This window comes from Tropicibacter sp. S64 (genome assembly GCF_049803835.1).
Classification (GTDB): Bacteria; Pseudomonadota; Alphaproteobacteria; order Rhodobacterales; family Rhodobacteraceae; genus Pacificoceanicola.
Window position 1 is genome coordinate 118,699 of record NZ_JBNAGK010000001.1, and the last position, 16,477, is coordinate 135,175.

15 protein-coding genes and 2 pseudogenes are annotated in these 16,477 nt (G+C 62.7%); 8 read left to right on the forward strand and 9 right to left on the reverse strand.

The window, feature by feature from the left end; genetic code table 11:
* The first annotated feature begins 11 nt into the window (after nt 1–11).
* The 7 genes and pseudogenes from ACP159_RS00610 to ACP159_RS00640 all read left to right on the forward strand — a co-directional run bounded on the left by ACP159_RS00610 (nt 12) and on the right by ACP159_RS00640 (nt 5,997).
* Nucleotides 12–758: an HpcH/HpaI aldolase family protein gene (locus tag ACP159_RS00610; RefSeq protein ID WP_425097671.1), complete on the forward strand. Its 747-nt coding sequence runs from the start codon at nt 12–14 to the stop codon at nt 756–758.
* Nucleotides 759–972: 214 nt separating this feature from the next.
* Nucleotides 973–1,638: pseudogene (locus tag ACP159_RS00615) on the forward strand (IS5/IS1182 family transposase); the annotation flags it as partial.
* A gap of 245 nt (nt 1,639–1,883) precedes the next feature.
* A complete protein-coding gene (locus ACP159_RS00620) occupies nt 1,884–2,231 on the forward strand; it encodes a hypothetical protein (protein ID WP_425097672.1) in 348 nt (115 codons plus the stop codon).
* Nucleotides 2,232–2,509: 278 nt separating this feature from the next.
* On the forward strand, nt 2,510–3,904 hold the full coding sequence (locus tag ACP159_RS00625) for a TolC family protein (RefSeq protein ID WP_425097673.1): 1,395 nt from the start codon (nt 2,510–2,512) through the stop codon (nt 3,902–3,904).
* Nucleotides 3,901–5,253: a multicopper oxidase family protein gene (locus ACP159_RS00630; protein ID WP_425097674.1), complete on the forward strand. Its 1,353-nt coding sequence runs from the start codon at nt 3,901–3,903 to the stop codon at nt 5,251–5,253. Before ACP159_RS00625 ends, ACP159_RS00630 begins: the two co-directional genes overlap by 4 nt.
* Nucleotides 5,254–5,300: 47 nt before the next feature.
* Nucleotides 5,301–5,588: a copper-binding protein gene (locus ACP159_RS00635; RefSeq protein WP_425097675.1), complete on the forward strand. Its 288-nt coding sequence runs from the start codon at nt 5,301–5,303 to the stop codon at nt 5,586–5,588.
* A gap of 112 nt (nt 5,589–5,700) precedes the next feature.
* Nucleotides 5,701–5,997 carry an SHOCT domain-containing protein gene (locus ACP159_RS00640; RefSeq protein ID WP_425097676.1) on the forward strand — a complete coding sequence of 99 codons (297 nt, stop codon included), beginning with the start codon at nt 5,701–5,703 and terminating at the stop codon, nt 5,995–5,997.
* Between the two features lie 29 nt (nt 5,998–6,026).
* On the opposite strand, the gene ACP159_RS00645 is transcribed toward ACP159_RS00640, so the two are convergent.
* The 8 genes and pseudogenes from ACP159_RS00645 to rpsT all read right to left on the reverse strand — a co-directional run bounded on the left by ACP159_RS00645 (nt 6,027) and on the right by rpsT (nt 15,181).
* Nucleotides 6,027–6,461 (reverse strand): c-type cytochrome, encoded by a 435-nt coding sequence (locus ACP159_RS00645; protein ID WP_425097677.1) that lies wholly within the window; start codon nt 6,459–6,461, stop codon nt 6,027–6,029.
* Between the two features lie 39 nt (nt 6,462–6,500).
* The gene (locus ACP159_RS00650) at nt 6,501–7,886 is read right to left on the reverse strand and encodes a multicopper oxidase family protein (RefSeq protein ID WP_425097678.1); all 1,386 of its coding nucleotides are present in this window, start codon (nt 7,884–7,886) and stop codon (nt 6,501–6,503) included.
* 1 nt (nt 7,887) lies between these two features.
* Nucleotides 7,888–8,040, reverse strand: a pseudogene (locus tag ACP159_RS00655) (c-type cytochrome); the annotation flags it as partial.
* A gap of 67 nt (nt 8,041–8,107) precedes the next feature.
* Nucleotides 8,108–10,525, reverse strand: a complete 2,418-nt coding sequence (gene gyrB, locus ACP159_RS00660; protein WP_425097679.1) for a DNA topoisomerase (ATP-hydrolyzing) subunit B — start codon at nt 10,523–10,525, stop codon at nt 8,108–8,110.
* A 73-nt stretch (nt 10,526–10,598) separates the two neighbouring features.
* Nucleotides 10,599–11,705 (reverse strand): DNA replication/repair protein RecF, encoded by a 1,107-nt coding sequence (gene recF, locus ACP159_RS00665; RefSeq protein WP_425097680.1) that lies wholly within the window; start codon nt 11,703–11,705, stop codon nt 10,599–10,601.
* An 80-nt stretch (nt 11,706–11,785) separates the two neighbouring features.
* Nucleotides 11,786–12,904, reverse strand: a complete 1,119-nt coding sequence (gene dnaN / locus ACP159_RS00670) for a DNA polymerase III subunit beta (RefSeq protein ID WP_425097681.1) — start codon at nt 12,902–12,904, stop codon at nt 11,786–11,788.
* A 167-nt stretch (nt 12,905–13,071) separates the two neighbouring features.
* The gene (gene dnaA, locus ACP159_RS00675) at nt 13,072–14,430 is read right to left on the reverse strand and encodes a chromosomal replication initiator protein DnaA (RefSeq protein WP_425098184.1); all 1,359 of its coding nucleotides are present in this window, start codon (nt 14,428–14,430) and stop codon (nt 13,072–13,074) included.
* 487 nt (nt 14,431–14,917) lie between these two features.
* On the reverse strand, nt 14,918–15,181 hold the full coding sequence (gene rpsT, locus ACP159_RS00680; protein WP_425097682.1) for a 30S ribosomal protein S20: 264 nt from the start codon (nt 15,179–15,181) through the stop codon (nt 14,918–14,920).
* 264 nt (nt 15,182–15,445) lie between these two features.
* Here rpsT and ACP159_RS00685 point away from each other — a divergent pair, with 264 nt between their 5' ends.
* Nucleotides 15,446–15,622 (forward strand): hypothetical protein, encoded by a 177-nt coding sequence (locus ACP159_RS00685; protein WP_425097683.1) that lies wholly within the window; start codon nt 15,446–15,448, stop codon nt 15,620–15,622.
* A gap of 45 nt (nt 15,623–15,667) precedes the next feature.
* Here the strand turns inward: ACP159_RS00685 and ACP159_RS00690 are convergent, their stop codons facing one another.
* On the reverse strand, nt 15,668–16,444 hold the full coding sequence (locus tag ACP159_RS00690; RefSeq protein ID WP_425097684.1) for an enoyl-CoA hydratase: 777 nt from the start codon (nt 16,442–16,444) through the stop codon (nt 15,668–15,670).
* Nucleotides 16,445–16,477: the final 33 nt, after the last annotated feature.

Below are 16,477 nucleotides of genomic sequence, written 5' to 3' on the forward strand. Positions count from 1 at the left end.
AGGACCGACTCATGGCTGACCTGCCGAAAAACGCCTTCAAGGCCGCGATCAAGCGGTTCGAGCTGCAACGGGGCCTCTGGTGCACCATGCGTGACCAGCTTGCCGCTGAAATGATGGCCGATTGCGGCTTTGACTGGATGATGTTCGACACCGAGCATTCGCCCATGGATGCCGTCTCGCTCCTGCCGCTGCTTCAGGCGGTCGCGCCATACCCGGTGACGCCCATCGTCCGCCCGAGCCAACTCGACGCGGCGGAGATCAAGAAGCTGCTCGACATCGGCGCACAGACCATCCTTGTGCCCTACGTCCAGTCCGCCGAAGAGGCACGGCAGGCGGTCGCCGCCGTCACCTACCCGCCCAAAGGCATCCGCGGCGTCGCGGGTCTCACCCGTGCCACCCGCTTTGCCACCATCCCCGGCTATCACAAAATGGCCCGGGAGGAGATCTGCCTGCTGCTGCAGGTCGAGACCCGCGCCGCCATGGACCAGATCGAGGAGATCGCCGCCGTGCCCGGCGTCGACGGCATCTTCATCGGCCCCGCCGACCTCGCGGCGTCGCTCGGCTATCCCGGCGAGCCGAACCATCCGGAGGTAACAAAGGCCGTTCTGGACAGTATCCGCCGCATCCGCGCCGCCGGACTGCCGCCGGGCATCCTGACGCTATCGCCTGAGGTGCGGGAGCAGGCCATCGAGGCAGGCGCCGTCTTCGTCGCCGCGCACCTCGACCTCGCCGCGCTTCGCAAGGGCCTCACCGGCTGAGGCGCCCGGAAATTTCGGAAAATTTCCGATCCGAAGTCTTTGGAAGACTTCGGCACGCTTCAGGTGTGCGAATATTATTTTCCATTGGCACCCAATGCATTAACGCCGCTTTGAGACCAAGAGTTTTCGGCAATGCGCGGCTATTTTTTCGTCGCGCTCGAAGCCGTGCAATGGACCAATTTCGCCGCCGACATGTACCCTTCGAAGACGATGTCTGGCCGGTGATCCAAGCCTCATCGAGCCCGATGGCAACAAGCATACCTCGACGACGAAGGAAGAGTGGGAGGCGGAGCAGATCGATCCCGCCGACACGCCCGGTGCCGTTCGCAAATATCTCGCAACCCTGGATGAGGTGGCGTTCGGCACGGCCAGCGAGATTCAGCCCAGGTTCCCGTCCCAGTCCGACCCGGCCAGTCAGTGGACGGCAGCCCGCAAGGGCCCGGCAGTCTTCAGCTATTCCGACAACGATCTGCGAGACACGGACCATGGCTTCATTATGGATGTCGAAGCCACCAGATCCATCCCGCAGGCCGAAGTCGGTTCGACCAAGACCATGCCGGACCGCGTGAAGACCAGCTTCGGCCTGCACCCAGAGCACCCGATCGCGGATACTGCCTATGGCACCGCTTCAATGCCGGGCTGGCTGGTCGCCCGCGAGATCGCCAAGACACACCCGTACGTGATTTCAATGTACCTGCGAAAGAAGGTCGAAATGCTCTTTGCCCACCTCAAACGGACCCTCGGCCTCAACCGGCTGCGATTACGCGGACCGTGCTGCGCAAGCGAAGAATTCCTCCTCTCCCCAACCGCCCAGAACCTCCGCAAGCTGGCCAAGAAACGTCCTGCACCGCAGCACCCGCGAAACGCCATGTGGGAATAGCACTCGAACCCTCTTCAACGATCGTTTTTCTGCGCTGGCGAACGGGTGTTGTTCAACGAAGCCGGCGGAAAGTGTGAGATCGCGGCATCCGGAGGTTCGAGTTCCCACGTCTGAAAAAGCGGACCTTCCCAGCCAGTGATGCGTCCTCGGTTGAACTGCGTGCGCCATGCCCATCTCGCACAAAAGTTTCGCATTGACAGCGACGTGACTTGTCAAGCGAAGCGACTTGGCTCAACGCTGAGCACATGATGACGCGGTTCATACATGCCTTGGTGACGGCGCTGACCTGCCTGGTGCTTGCGATTTCTCCGGTCGCGGGTATGGCTGACAGCGAACGCGCAGCCTGCGCCGAGCAGGTTGTCCTAGGCCCCGCCCACCATCACGTCGGGCACGAGGCGATGGCACCTGAGCCCGACACCGGAAAAAATCCGTTTTTCATATGCTGTGACCACGGCTGTCTTTTTGATGTGACGGTGGCGGGTTTGGCGCGTCGGGCAGCGTTTGATGTCATCTCGGTGCCCAACAACTGGGATGCGTCCGGTTACTCTGATCTGACCGATCCCTTGGGTCTCAGGCGACCTCCGCGCGTCTGATCTTTGCTTCGTGGGCTGCGTCGCAAACGCGCCCGGACCAAAGATCTAAACCGGAGTCTTTCTATGACATTTCGTTTCGCGGCAGTCCTGCCGCTGCTGCTTGCGGGCTGCACCCAGCCCGCGGCGCTTCCCGAATCCGGGCTTCTGACCCGGGCCGCGGCCCCTTATTCCGCGCCACCTGCACCCACTGGCCCCACTGTGGCATACACGCCGCGTCCCATCACCGAACCGGGTGATTGGCGCCAGTTGAATGACGCGCAGGCGCCAGGAGGGTCGTTATGAGCGTGCGGTCCATATCCCTGCTGTTGATCTCGGGCATGGTGTTGGCGGCCTGTGCCGACCAAGCGGTGATTGCGACTGCGTCCGACAGGCAGGCGGGCTTTGCCTTCGTCTCGGATGGTGCGCGGCGCGCCACCGGCGCAAAAACCGTCTGGGCGCAATCCGCAAAAGAGATAGCGGCAACCGAGGCGCGCGTTCATGCGCTGGTCCATGGCAAGACGATAGGGCCCGACACCGCCGTGCAGGTCGCGCTGATGAACAATCGCGGGCTGCAGGCGGCCTATGCCGATCTGGGCCTTTCCGCGACGGAGTTGTGGGAGGTGGCTATCGGCCCGAACCCAAATCTTGGACTGTCGCTCAGCGGGATCGGCGAGGGCGGCCTTGCCCGGACGTTCGAGGGGGTCATCACCGCCGCAGTCCTTGAACTGGCGACGCAGAAACAGCGCACTGCGCTGGCCGAAACGCGCTTTCGTCAGGCTCAGCTGAGGGCCTTGGGCCAGACCGTCGCGCTGGCCTCCGAGACGCGCATGGCATGGATCGACGCGGTTGCGGCCTTTGAAGCCTCCGCCTTGATCGGTCGGGCACAGGGCACCGCCGACGCGGCTTCGGAACTGGCAGCTGAATTGGGCCGGACCGGGGCGATGAACCGTGCGGATCAGGCGCGTGAACATATCTTTACGGCGGAACTGGCGGGCGAACGCGCCAATGCCAAGCTCGAAGCGCAATTGGCCAAGGAAAAGTTGACCCGGCTGATGGGGCTCTGGGGGGCCGAGACGGCATATTACGTCCCCGACCGCCTGCCCGGCCTGCCGCGTCACCAACCGGGACGCAGCGACATCGAAAGGTTGGCGCTGACGCACCGTACCGACCTTGCCATCGGCAAGCTGGAGCTGGAGGCCATCGCGCAGGACTATCGCCTGACCGGGCAAACGCTGCCCTCGAGCGAGGCCGAGATTGTCGCTGGCGTGGAGGCCGAGCGGGATGAAGAGGCCGCGCCGATCCTGGATGCCAGCCTGCAAATCCCGATCTACGACACCGGCAAGCTGACCGTGCGCAAGGGCGAGCTGGCCTATTTGCGCGCCGCCCATCTGCTGTCGGAGCAAGCGGTCAATGCAAGGTCCGAGGCCCGGTCTGCCCATGCAGCCGTCACCGGCAAATACCGCATAGCGCGGCATTGGCGCGACACGGTGCTGCCGCTGCGCCGCACCGTCGATGAAGAGGCTTTGAAGAGCTACAACGGCATGCTGACCTCAACCTTTGACCTGATCGCCGATGCACGCGAAGGGCTGGAGGCCGAACTGTCCACCGCAGAGGCCAAGGCCGACTACTGGCGGGCCGAGGCCGCCCTGACCGCCGTGATCTGGGGCGGGACCCCGAAAGGAGACGCAGAATGAACCGCAGACAATTGCTTGCCGGTGGTGCCGGGGCTGTGCTGGCCTCGGCTGCCGCCGCCGAAACCCGGTTCCGCGACCTGCCCGAGGCCGCCGCCACTGACAGCCCCTACACGCAGGTGCCCGACCGTCCCGGCAGCGGCCCGGATTACAACCCGGTCGTCACCCTGAACGGCTGGTCCCTGCCGTGGCGGATGAACGGCACCGTCAAGGAATTCCACCTTGTCGCGGAACCCGTCGAACGGATCATGGCCGATGGCATGGTGGCGCGGCTTTGGGGCTATAACGGCCAGTCCACCGGCCCCACCATCGAGGCGGTCGAGGGCGAGCGCGTGCGCATCTATGTCACTAACCGCCTGCCGGAACACACAAGTGTGCATTGGCACGGGCTGATCCTGCCGTCGGGCATGGATGGCGTCGGCGGCCTCAGCCATCCCGCGGTCCCGCCGGGCAAGACCTTTGTGTATGAGTTCGACCTGACCAAGTCCGGCACCTTCATGTACCACCCGCATGCGGATGAGATGGTGCAGATGGCGATGGGCATGATGGGCCTGTTCATCGTGCATCCGCGCGACCCGGCCTTTATGCCGGTGGATCGCGACTTTGCCTTTCTGCTGGCCGCCTATGACATCGACCCCGGCACCTACATCCCGAAGGTGGCCGAGATGACGAACTTCAACATGTGGACGTGGAACAGCCGGATCTTCCCGGACATCGACCCGCTGGTCGTGAACAAGGGCGACCGGGTGCGGGTGCGTTGCGGCAACCTGACGATGACCAACCATCCGATCCACATGCACGGCTATGACTTCGAGGTCACCTGCACCGATGGCGGTTGGGTGCCGAAATCTGCCCGATGGCCCGAAGTGAGCATCGACATTCCCGTCGGCGCCATGCGCGCCTATGAATTCGACGCCATCCACGAAGGCGACTGGGCGATCCATTGCCACAAGTCGCATCACACGATGAACGCGATGGGCCACGACCTGCCGACCTTCATCGGCACGGACAAGCGAAGGCTGACCCAGATGATCCGCCGCCAGCAGCCGGGCTACATGCCGATGGGCACCGCCGGCATGGCGGATATGGGCGAGATGTCGATGGAGCTGCCAGACAACACCATCCCGATGATGACCGGCTGGGGGCCTTACGGCCCGCTGGAAATGGGCGGCATGTTCAGCGTCGTAAAGGTGCGCGAGGGCATTGAACCTGACGATTACTCGGACCCCGGCTGGTACGTGAATCCGCCCGGGACACAGGCGTGGGAATGGACGGGCGAACTGCCCGAAGAGGCCCGCAACGACAGCCCCGAAACCCGTCTGACCCCGCGCAGCCACCTGTCGCGTGGCTGAATCCCCTTGCCGTTCCGTGCGGCGTTTACCATTGAAAGGACCCTGACATGAAAACCCTTATGACTCTCGCCGTTGCCCTGTTCACCGCAGGTGCGGCTTTCGCCCAAGACTCCATGCCCGCGAGCCAAGGCACGATCACCAAGATCGACATGAAATGGAAAAAGATCACCATCGACCACGGCCCGCTGGTGAACCTCGACATGCCCGCGATGAAGATGGTGTTCGATATGGCCGACCCGACCCTGCTGGAAACCCTCAGCGAAGGTCAGGCCGTGACCTTTGTCGCCGACCGGGTGAACGGCAAACTGACCGTAACCGAGATCACGGTCGAGTGATCGCCATGGGGGCCGTTTGACGAGACGGCCCCCGATTTCTTGCCTTGGATCAATGCGGTCGCGGTTGGTGCGGTACAGGCTGGTGTCATGGAAACGCACCACGGAGGTCGCCATGAAACGTCTTGCCCTTGTGACCGCATTGTTCGCCCAACCCGCCTTGGCGCAGCGCGCCGAGGGGTATGGCTACATGATGGATGGCTACGGGATCGGGATGATGTTTGGCCCTGTGCTGTGGCTGATCGTGATCGGTCTGATCGTTGCCGGGGTGATCTGGATGGTCCGGCGGGGCGACATCACCGCGCCCAGGGCCAAGACCACCAGTGCGCTGGATGAGTTGGACATGCGTCTGGCCCGCGGCGAGATCGACGCCGAGGATTACGCAGCCCGCAAGAAACTGCTGTCGTCATGATTGATGGGGCGGCCAGCGCGACCCCATGATCACTTGCGATAGACGGAATGGCAGGCCTTGCAGGTCGCGCCCAGTTCCCCCAACGCGGGGCCAAGATCGGCCTCAGCCATCACCGTGCCGGCCAGACGTTCCGCTGTGGCTTCGGTTTCGCGGGCGCGGGCGGTGAACGTGTCGAACTGCTCCCAGATCGCGGGCAGCGCTTCTGATTTCGGGTCGTCCGCGCGGGTTTCGAACATCGACGGAATTTGCGCCGATTGCGCGGCGATCTCGATCAGCGCCGATTGCGCCACCGCCGGGGCGAACTGCACCTCGCCCTTGGCCATCGTGCCGATCAGCTTCATCTGGTCGCCGATCGTCTTCATGACCTCCATCCGGGCCATCACGTCCTTGTTCCCGACGCCGCCATGGGCCAGCGCAGCGGTGCCGAAAGCAATAAGCGTCAGCGCAATCGTGGTTTTCTTCACAGATTTGCTCCCTCGTTCTTCGTTGTTCGCAAGCCTCTCTCAGGCGACGTTGATCCAGGTCGTCATGCCGCTGGCGGCATGGGCCAGCATGTGGCAGTGAAACAGCCATTTGCCGGGATTGTCGGCGGTAAAGGCGATCTCGAGCGGTTCGTTCGGGATGCTGAGGATGGTGTCGCGCAGCGGGCCGAATGTGCCATCGGCGCGGACCTGACGGAAATGCATGCCGTGCAGGTGCATCCCATGCGGAAAGGCTGTGCGGTTGGTCAGCTTGACGCGCAGCACGTCGCCCCGTGAAAGGTCGGCAAAGGGCGTGTCCGAGCGGCCAGCCTGGCCGGACAGAGCCCAGAACTGGCCGCGGTCGATCAGCGCCCGGAAATCCAGCTGTTCCCCCTGATAGGTCGCGCTGTCCATCCCGGCCATCGCGCCGCCCTCCATCACCAACTCGAGGCTGCGGGCCTGCGACAGGTCGGGCAGATCCATCGCCTGATTGGGCGGTAGCGCGGCGGGCGCGGGCCGGGTTGTGCGGGCGGATCGCCCCGACACAGCGACCTCGACCAAGGCCTGCCAGCTGTCATCCTGCATCCACATCAGCAGCCCCGCGGGGGCACCTTCATCCGCCGTGATGTCAACGATCAGATCGACGCGCTGTGCGGGGGCAAGGGTGATCTCACTATCCACGGCCTCGGGTGCATGCAGCGGCATTCCATCCAGCGCGACGGTCCACGCATCCATTCCTTGAAGGCGCAGAGAGAATATCCGCGCGTTTGCGGCGTTGATCAGCCGCAGGCGCAAGCGGTCCCCCTTTTGCGCCGTCAGGCGGAAGTCATACCGTCCGTTCACGCCGACCAGATTGCCGGTTCGGCCCCCGTGGCTCATCATCATCGGATGGGCGAACGGCTCGGCAAAATCGCCGGTTTCCGGATCCAGCAGCCAATCGTCCAGCACCAGCACCTCGTCGCGGTCTACGTCCAAGGGGGCGGGCTCCTCGACGATCAACGCCCCGGACAGGCCGCGCGCCACCTGCTCCATTGAGTTGGTATGGGCATGATACCAATAGGTTCCGGCATCGGGCAGGACGAAATCATAGTCGAATGTCCCGCCCGGCGGCACTGCCTCTTGCGTCAGGCCCGCGACGCCGTCCATGGCGTTGTCGATGCGGATGCCGTGCCAGTGGACCGAGGTCGGCACATCGAGCTGATTGACCAGTTTTTGGGTCAGGCGGTCCCCCTGCCGATAGCGCAGCACCGGGCCGGGGATCGTGCCGTCATAAGACCAGACCTGCGTGGCGCCATAGCCATCGGGCGCCAGTTGGACGCTGGCTTTCTGTGCGGTCAGCGGGTCGGCGTTGGCCCAAGCGGGCCGTGCCACGGAAGCCGCCACCAGCCCCGCGCAAAAGCCCCGTCGTGTGATGGAAAGTCCGGTCATGTCAGTTGATCCCGTTGGCGCGTTGCAGTTCACGCACATAGGCAACGATGCCCATGACATCGGCGCGTGTCAGCCCCTTTTGCGCGAGCATGTTGCCAAAGGGCCAGTGATGCGCCTGAACACTGAGGCCATTTCTGTCAGCATCACCAAACGCGAAAAACTACGGGCGAACTGCGCAGCGCTTTGCGAAAACGCAGCGCTGCGCGCACTCCTGCAATAGCTCAGAAATCGAGGTTGGCGACGCTCAGCGCATTGTCCTGAATGAACTCCCGGCGCGGTTCCACCACGTCACCCATGAGCTTGGTAAACAGGTCATCCGCCTCGGCCATGTCGTCGATGGTTACGCGCAGCAAGGTCCGCGCATCCGGGTCCAGCGTGGTCTCCCACAGCTGGCTCGGATTCATCTCACCGAGACCTTTATAGCGTTGAAGCGTAAGGCCTTTTTCGCCCTCTTCCAGGATCGCCTTGAGCAGTTCCAACGGCCCGTGGATGAGCTGCCGGCGCTCCTTGCGCTCCAGCGTGGCGGGGGTGTTGTAGATCGCCTGCAATGCCTTGGTGAAGCTGCCGGTCTTGCGGGCCTCACCCGAACGCAGCATCGGCCCGTCCAGCGTGCGCACTTCTTCGACGCCGCGCAGAATCCGCGCCAGCCGGATCCCCTTGTCCTGCGTGATCCGCCCCAGCCAACCCCGTTCATATTCCAATGCCACAAGGTCAAGCCGCGCCGCTACGGTGTCCGCGACACCCTGCAGATCGGCGTCCACGGCACCGGGAACGAAGGCCCCGGCAATGGCCGCCTGTTCGAGGATATGGCGCGGATAATGCGTTGGGAACGCGTCCAGAATCCGCTTGAGCTGCCGCGCCTCCTCGACCACGCGCACAAGGTCCTGACCGACGATCACTTCGCCGGTGCCAAGTTTCAGCTGCGCCCCTTCTATGCCCTGCTGGATCAGGTAATCGTCCAAAGCGGTCTGGTCCTTGAGATACACCTCGGATTTGCCCCGCGCGACCTTGTAGAGCGGCGGTTGAGCGATATAGAGGTGCCCGTGTTCCAGCAGCTGCGGCATCTGGCGGTAGAAGAACGTGAGCAGCAGCGTCCGGATGTGCGCCCCGTCCACGTCGGCGTCCGTCATGATGACGATCTTGTGGTACCGCAGCTTGTCGATGTTGAACTCGTCGCGCCCGATCCCGGTGCCCAAGGCCATGACAAGATTGCCGATTTCCTGAGACCCGAGCATCCGGTCGAACCGTGCCCGCTCGACGTTGAGGATCTTGCCCCGCAGCGGCAGGATCGCCTGCGTCCGACGATCCCGACCGGTCTGCGCGGACCCACCGGCGGAGTCGCCCTCCACGAGGAACAGCTCGGTCTTGGACGCATCCTTCTCCGAGCAATCCTTGAGCTTTGCCGCATTGAAGCTCACATCCATCGCCGTCTTGCGCCGTGTCAATTCCCGCGCCTTCCGCGCGGCCTCCCGTGCCAGCGCCGCCTCGACAATCTTGCCGACGATCTGCTTCGCCTCGTTCGGGTGCTCCTCGAACCATTCCTGCAGCTTTTCGTTCATCAGGCTTTCGACTGCCGGACGAACCTCGGACGAGACCAGCTTGTCCTTGGTCTGGCTGGAGAATTTCGGGTCCGGCACCTTGACGGAAAGCACAGCCGTCAGCCCCTCGCGCGCATCGTCGCCGGTGAAGTTGACCTTCTCCTTCTTGGCGATGCCGCTCTCCTGCGCGTATTTCTGAATGGTGCGGGTCAGCGCCCCCCGGAACCCGGCCAGGTGCGTGCCGCCGTCGCGCTGCGGAATGTTGTTCGTGAACGGGAGTACGTTCTCGTGGTAGCTGTCGTTCCACCACATGGCGATTTCCACGCCGATATCGTCGCGCTCGCCGGTCATGTAGACCGGCTCGGGCATCACCGGCTGCTTCGAACGATCCAGGTATTTGACGAATTCCTTGACACCGCCTTCGTAGAACAGCTCTGTCCGCAAGGGCTCAGCCGGGCGCTCGTCCTCCAGGATGATGCGCACCCCGGAATTCAGGAAGGCCAGTTCCCGCAGCCGCTTCTCCAGCGTCTCGAAACTGTAATCGAGGTTGCTGAACGTGTTGGTCGAGGCAAGGAACCGAACCTCCGTGCCGGTTTCGCCCACTGCTTCCCCGGTGACCCGCAGATGCTCCACCGTATCGCCATTTTCGAAGCGTGCGAAATGCTCCTTGCCGTTGCGCCAGATCCGCAGTTCCAGCCAGACGGACAGCGCGTTGACGACGGACACACCCACACCGTGCAGACCACCGGAGACCTTGTAGGAATTCTGGTCGAACTTCCCGCCGGCGTGCAGCTGGGTCATGATGACTTCGGCGGCCGAAACGCCTTCTTCCGGGTGCAGGTCGACCGGAATCCCTCGGCCGTTATCCCGCACGGACACCGAGGAATCCGCATGGATTTTCACGTGCACGTAGTCCGCGTACTTGGCCAGCGCCTCGTCGATACCGTTGTCGACGACTTCGTAGACCATGTGATGCAGGCCGGAGCCGTCATCGGTGTCGCCGATGTACATGCCCGGGCGCTTGCGAACCGCCTCCAAACCCTTGAGAACCTTGATGGAATTGGCGCCGTATTCTTCGGGTGCGCCAGCAGCGTCAGACATGCCGTCTTCCTTCGTCATTTCGTGCCGTTTTATAGCCTGAAACCGGGGGGTTGTCACGCAATGGACACAATATTTAGTGGGGATTCGCCGCAGTCACGACAAGCGACTCCGCCCCCTCCGCGCCCACCTGCAGACGCTGGGCGCGCGGCCCCAATTCCGCAAAGAATTCCGGCTCGGTGCCGGTCATCCAGGCCTGTGCCCCGAGGGCGCAGATCTCGTCATAGAGTGTCGCCCGCCGGCCCGCGTCGAGATGCGCCGCGACCTCGTCCAGAAGCACGATGGGCGGCGCACCGATGTCCTGAGCCAACGCGCGGGCATTGGCGAGGATGAGTGAAATCAGCAAAGCCTTCTGCTCGCCCGTCGAGCAATCGGACGCGGGAACGCCTTTCGCGGCGAAGACTCCGTAGAGGTCCGCCCGATGCGGGCCGATCAGGGTTCGCCCGGCTGCGAGATCGCGAAAGCGGCTCTCGGCCAAGGCCTCGCGCAGATCGGCTTCGGTTTCGGGCATGGCACCCTCGGATTGGGTGAGCTCCAGCGCTGCCACGGGGAACTGCGTCTCTGCCTGTTCCTGAGCCCGCGCCAGACGCATGACCGTCGCCTGGCGCTTGGCGTGCACTTCGGCCCCTGCACGCGCCATCTGCGCCTCCAGAGCGCCGTACCAATGCGGGTCCCGGATTTGCTCCTTGAGCAGCCGGTTTCGCTCGCGCATGGCCTTCTCGTAGTCGAGAACGGCCTGCGCATGATCTGGAAAGAAGGACAGCACCGCGCGGTCCAGGAACCTGCGGCGCCCTTCGGCCCCCTCAATCCAGAGCCTGTCCATGGCTGGAATGAGCCAGACGACCCGGCAAAGTCGTCCCAGCGCCACCTGCGATGCGCTCTTGTCGTCGATAGTGACCTGCCGCGCCGCGCCGCCCTCGGACGTGAACGCGATCTCGTGCCGGGCCTCCGCGCTTTCGACGGTTCCGGAAATCTTCCACCCCAGCGCCTCCGGACGCCGCGCCATCTCCGCCGCCGACGCCCGCCTGAGCCCGCGCCCGGGGGAGAACAGGGATACTGCCTCGATCAGGTTGGTCTTGCCCGCACCGTTGGGACCAAACACCACGACGGGCTTCGCATCGACGTCCAGACGCACGTGCTTGTGGGATCGGAAATGCGACAAGACGAGCGACGTCAGATGCATCGGCCCGCCTCCCGTTTCGTCTTTGCAAAAATAACTCCGCCGGAGGCAGAGAAGATTTTTAGCCTAAAAATCTTCTCACCTCAGACCCGCATCGGCATGACGACATAGACGGCGCTTGTGTCGTTGCCTTCGCGCATTAGGGTCGGATCGCCGGAAGAGTTGAACAGGAACACTGCGTTTTCCCGGTCAACCTGGCTGGCAATCTCCAGCAGGTACTTCGCATTGAAGCCAATTTCGAGGTGCTCGTCGCCATAGGCCACGGCCAGCTCTTCTTCGGCGGCGCCGCTGTCCGGCGCATTCACCGAGAGGATCAGCCGATCCTCGTCCAGCTGCAGCTTTACCGCTCGCGACCGCTCGGACGACACCGTTGCCACGCGGTCCACCGCCTTGGCGAACTCGGAGGCGTCCACCTCCAGTTTGCGGGTGTTTCCCTGCGGAATGACGCGGGTGTAATCCGGGAAGGTCCCGTCGATCACCTTCGACGTCAGGGTGATATCCGGCGTGGCAAAGCGGACCTTGGTCTCGGAGACAGACACAGCGATGTCCATGTCATCCTCGTCCAGCAACTTGCGCAACTCGCCCACGGTCTTGCGCGGCACGATCACGCCCGGCAGGTCGGCAGCACCCTCCGGGAGCGGCGCGTCGATCCGCGCCAGCCGGTGCCCGTCTGTCGCCACGCAGCGCAGTACGCGTCCATCCTCGCCGTCCGCAACATGCATGTAGACACCGTTCAGGTAGTACCGCGTCTCTTCCGTGGAAATCGCGAATTTCGACTTGTCGAACAGGCGGCGCAACGCGGCCGCCTTGGCGCTGAAGTTCGATTGATATTCCGACGAAGCCATGACCGGGAAGTCGTCCTTGGGCAGGGTCGCGAGAGAGAAGTTCGACCGCCCCGCCGCCACCGTCAGACGCCCGGTGCCGGACTCCTCTGTCAGCGAGACCAGCGCCCCGTCCGGCAGCTTGCGCACGATCTCGTGCAACGTCACCGCCGACACTGTCGTGCCGCCGGGGCGTTCGACCATGGCCGGGGCCTTGTCCAGCACTTCGATATCGAGGTCCGTGGCCCGGAAGGTCACCGTGTTGCCTTCGGCTTCGATCAACACGTTGGCGAGGATCGGAATGGTGTTCCGACGCTCCACGACCGATTGCGCCTGCGCCACGGCGCGCAGCAGAGTCGCGCGTTCGATGCTGATCTTCATTGCCCTACCCTCTCGTGCAGCCGGAGGCGTACCCTAGCCTGTGGATACGCAGTCTCCAAGCCCGTTTTCACGTTTTGTCTAGCGCTTGTCAAAGCCCGTCAAGACAAAGGGGCGATCTGGCGACCGCCCCGGGCTTTGCTGTTGTTCCGCGGACTCAAAATCCGGGTTTACGCCTCAAGTGCGCGGCGCAGCATCTCGATATCCTCGTCGATCTGCCCGTCCTGTTGGCGCAGTTCTTCGATGCGGCGCACCCCGTGCATGACCGTCGTGTGATCCCGCCCGCCAAACCGGCGGCCAATCTCCGGCAGGGACCGGCTCGTCAACTGCTTGCAAAGGTACATCGCCACCTGACGCGGCCGCGCAAACGTGCGCACCCGTTTCGGCCCGACGATATCCGACAGGCGGATGTTATAGTGATCTGCCACCTTGCGCTGGATTTCGTCTATGGAAATCTTGCGCTCCGACGCGCGCAGCACGTCCGCAAGGCTGTCGTGCACCAGGTCCATGTTGATCGGCTTGCCCACCAGCGAGGCAAACGCGAACAGACGGGTCAACGCGCCTTCGAGCACGCGCACGTTGGTGCTGATCCGCTGGGCGAGGAACTCAAGGACGCCGGAGTCGATTTGCAGACCCGGATAATGCTGCCGATACATTTCCACCTTGGTCTGCAGGATGCCGAGGCGCAGCTCGTAATCCGTTGGATGCAGGTCCACGACAAGGCCGGACTGCAAGCGCGAGCGAATGCGGTTTTCCAGGTCCTTGATCTCGTCCGGAGCGCGGTCCGCCGAAATGATGATCTGCTTGTTCTGGTCCACAAGCGCATTGAACGTGTGAAAGAACTCTTCCTGCGTGGAATCCTTGCCGGCGATGAACTGGACGTCATCGACCATCAGGATATCGACACTGCGGAACATCTCCTTGAAGTCCATCATGCGGCGTTCGCGCAGGGCCTGCACGAAACGGTACATGAACTGCTCGGCGGAGAGATACAGCACCACGAGTTGCGGATTGCGGGCGCGCAACTCATGGGCAATCGCATGCATCAGGTGGGTCTTGCCGAGACCGACTCCCCCGTAAAGGAACAACGGGTTGAACGTCACCGGCCCGCCTTCGGCCACGCGCTTGGCGGCAGCATGGGCCAGCTCGTTGGGCTTGCCGACGACGAAACTGTCGAACGTGAAGCGCGCATCGAGCGGCGCACCGGGCAGATCGTCCCTTGAGGGCTGCAAGACGGGGTCAGGCTTTTCAACTCTTTCGCGCTTCGGGGATTCCACGGAATTGGCGGCATCGGCCACAGAAAAAGCAAGTCGCCGAATTGTCGGATTCACGGACGAGATTTGAGAAATAATCAGATCGCCGAAATTCTGATCCACGTAATTTCCGATGAAATTGGTCGGCGCATTGAAACGCGCGACGCCATCGTTCAATCCGCAGTATTCGAGTGGTTCAATCCACGTCTTGTAATTGTTGTCGCCGATAGTCCTGCAGATGTTTCCCTGCAAAACGCCCCACTGTTCATCAGTCATTTGTCCCCGTTCCGTGTCTCTGTACTGCCGTTGCCCGCGCCGAAGTCCCTGTTTTCGACGACGGTCACACCACTTTGGACAAAACACACACGCCCCATGCGAGCAGCGCATGAGTTTGGCATGAAGCCAGACGTGCAATCAGACCTCTCCGGCGGCAGCAGGAGCATATGGTCAAATCGACCCGTGTTTTATCATTGGACACGGCCGGGGATTCCCCCGATACTGATACCGCTTTGACAGCGGCGTGAAGCAGTCAGATCCTTGGCCGTTAATATCGCTGGCCCGAATCTGGCGACCTGTCCCCCCCGCGATGTGACTCGCCTGAGGAAACTACCAACTCCGGCTACATCCCGGCAACTGATCTTCGTATCTTGACTCGGATTTTGGGGGAAAAGAATCTCTCGCTGGGCAAATATGTTGCTGAATCAACAAACGGCGCCACATATCGTGACGCCGCCTATTAAAACCACAATATTTAGGGGTCTAATTAGCCGAGTGCTTTCACGCGGGACGCCAGGCGCGACATCTTGCGCGACGCGGTATTCTTGTGGAAAACCCCCTTCGTCACACCGCGCATCAGCTCCGGCTGAGCGGCCTGCAGGGCAGCTGCGGCGGCATCCTTGTCGCCGGACGCGATGGCTTCTTCGACCTTGCGCAGGTAAGTGCGGATGCGCGAGCGGCGGGCTTTGTTGACGGCGAAACGCTTGTCACTCTGACGGGCGCGCTTCTTAGACTGGGGCGTGTTTGCCATGATGAATTGTCCTGTGTTCTTCGGGTCTTGGTAACTGGAAATGCAAACGCAATACCATCCTGACCCGAACCACTTTGTCGGACCGATTCTTGCCAGGCGGGCATCACGCGCATGTATGACGGCTGCCTATAGACGATCTTGCGGCGGATGCAAAGCATAAAGGCCGCCTCGCGACTCACTGGTCAGCGCAACTGCGCCATGTTACCCTCGATCGCGTCGGAACCGCCCGGGCAAGGGCGGGCGACTGAACTTGGGAGGAAGACGATGCTTGACGCAACGCAAGCTTCGGAGATGGCCCGATCCCTCTACCGCGTACGGGGCGCCCGGGCAGAGGATGACGTACAGCGACGCATCGAAGCGCTGGAGAAAGCCGGAGAAACCGCAGAGGCCGAGAGTTGGCGCATGATCCAATCGGTCATCGCCAAGATGTCGGGGCACTGAAGAGAGTCGCGCCGAAACGCGCAGCCTTGGCAATCCACGACCGCCTCAGCGGTCCCGGAATTGCGATGCGCGTTTTTCCGTGAAGGCTGCCATGCCCTCTTTCTGATCTTCTGTCGAAAACAGCGAGTGGAACAGCCGCCGCTCGAACAGCAGCCCCTCGGACAGCGTGGTCTCGTAGGCGCGATTGACCGCTTCCTTGACCGCGATGGTGGTCAGCATCGACTTTTCAGCGATCTTGTCCGCCGCGGCGCGGGCCTCTTCCATCAATTGCTTGGCAGGCACGACGCGGCTCACGAGACCCGAGCGTTCCGCCTCTTCGGCGTCCATGAAACGTCCCGTCAGGTTCATTTCCATGGCCTTGGACTTGCCCACGAAACGGGTCAGCCGCTGCGTTCCGCCGATGCCCGGAATGACGCCCAGGTTGATTTCAGGCTGGCCGAACTTGGCGTTGTCGCCCGCGATGATGAAATCGCACATCATGGCCAGCTCGCAACCACCGCCGAGGGCATATCCCGCCACGGCGGCGATGACCGGCTTGCGGGTCCGGGCAACCGTCTCGCTCTCGCGCCCGAAATAGTCGGACAGGAACATGTCGACGTAGCTCTTTTCGGACATCTCCTTGATGTCTGCCCCGGCCGCAAAGGCCTTTTGTGAGCCCGTCACGATGATGCAGCGCACCTTGTCGTTCTTGTCCGCCTCGGTCAGCGCCTCACCCAATTCACCCAGAAGATGGGAATTCAGGGCGTTCAGCGCATCGGGGCGGTTCAGCTTGATCGTACAGACGTGGTCTTCGACTTCGACGATGATCGTCTCATAGGCCATGTGGCTCGGCTCCGGTCCATTTCCGTCAGTCGC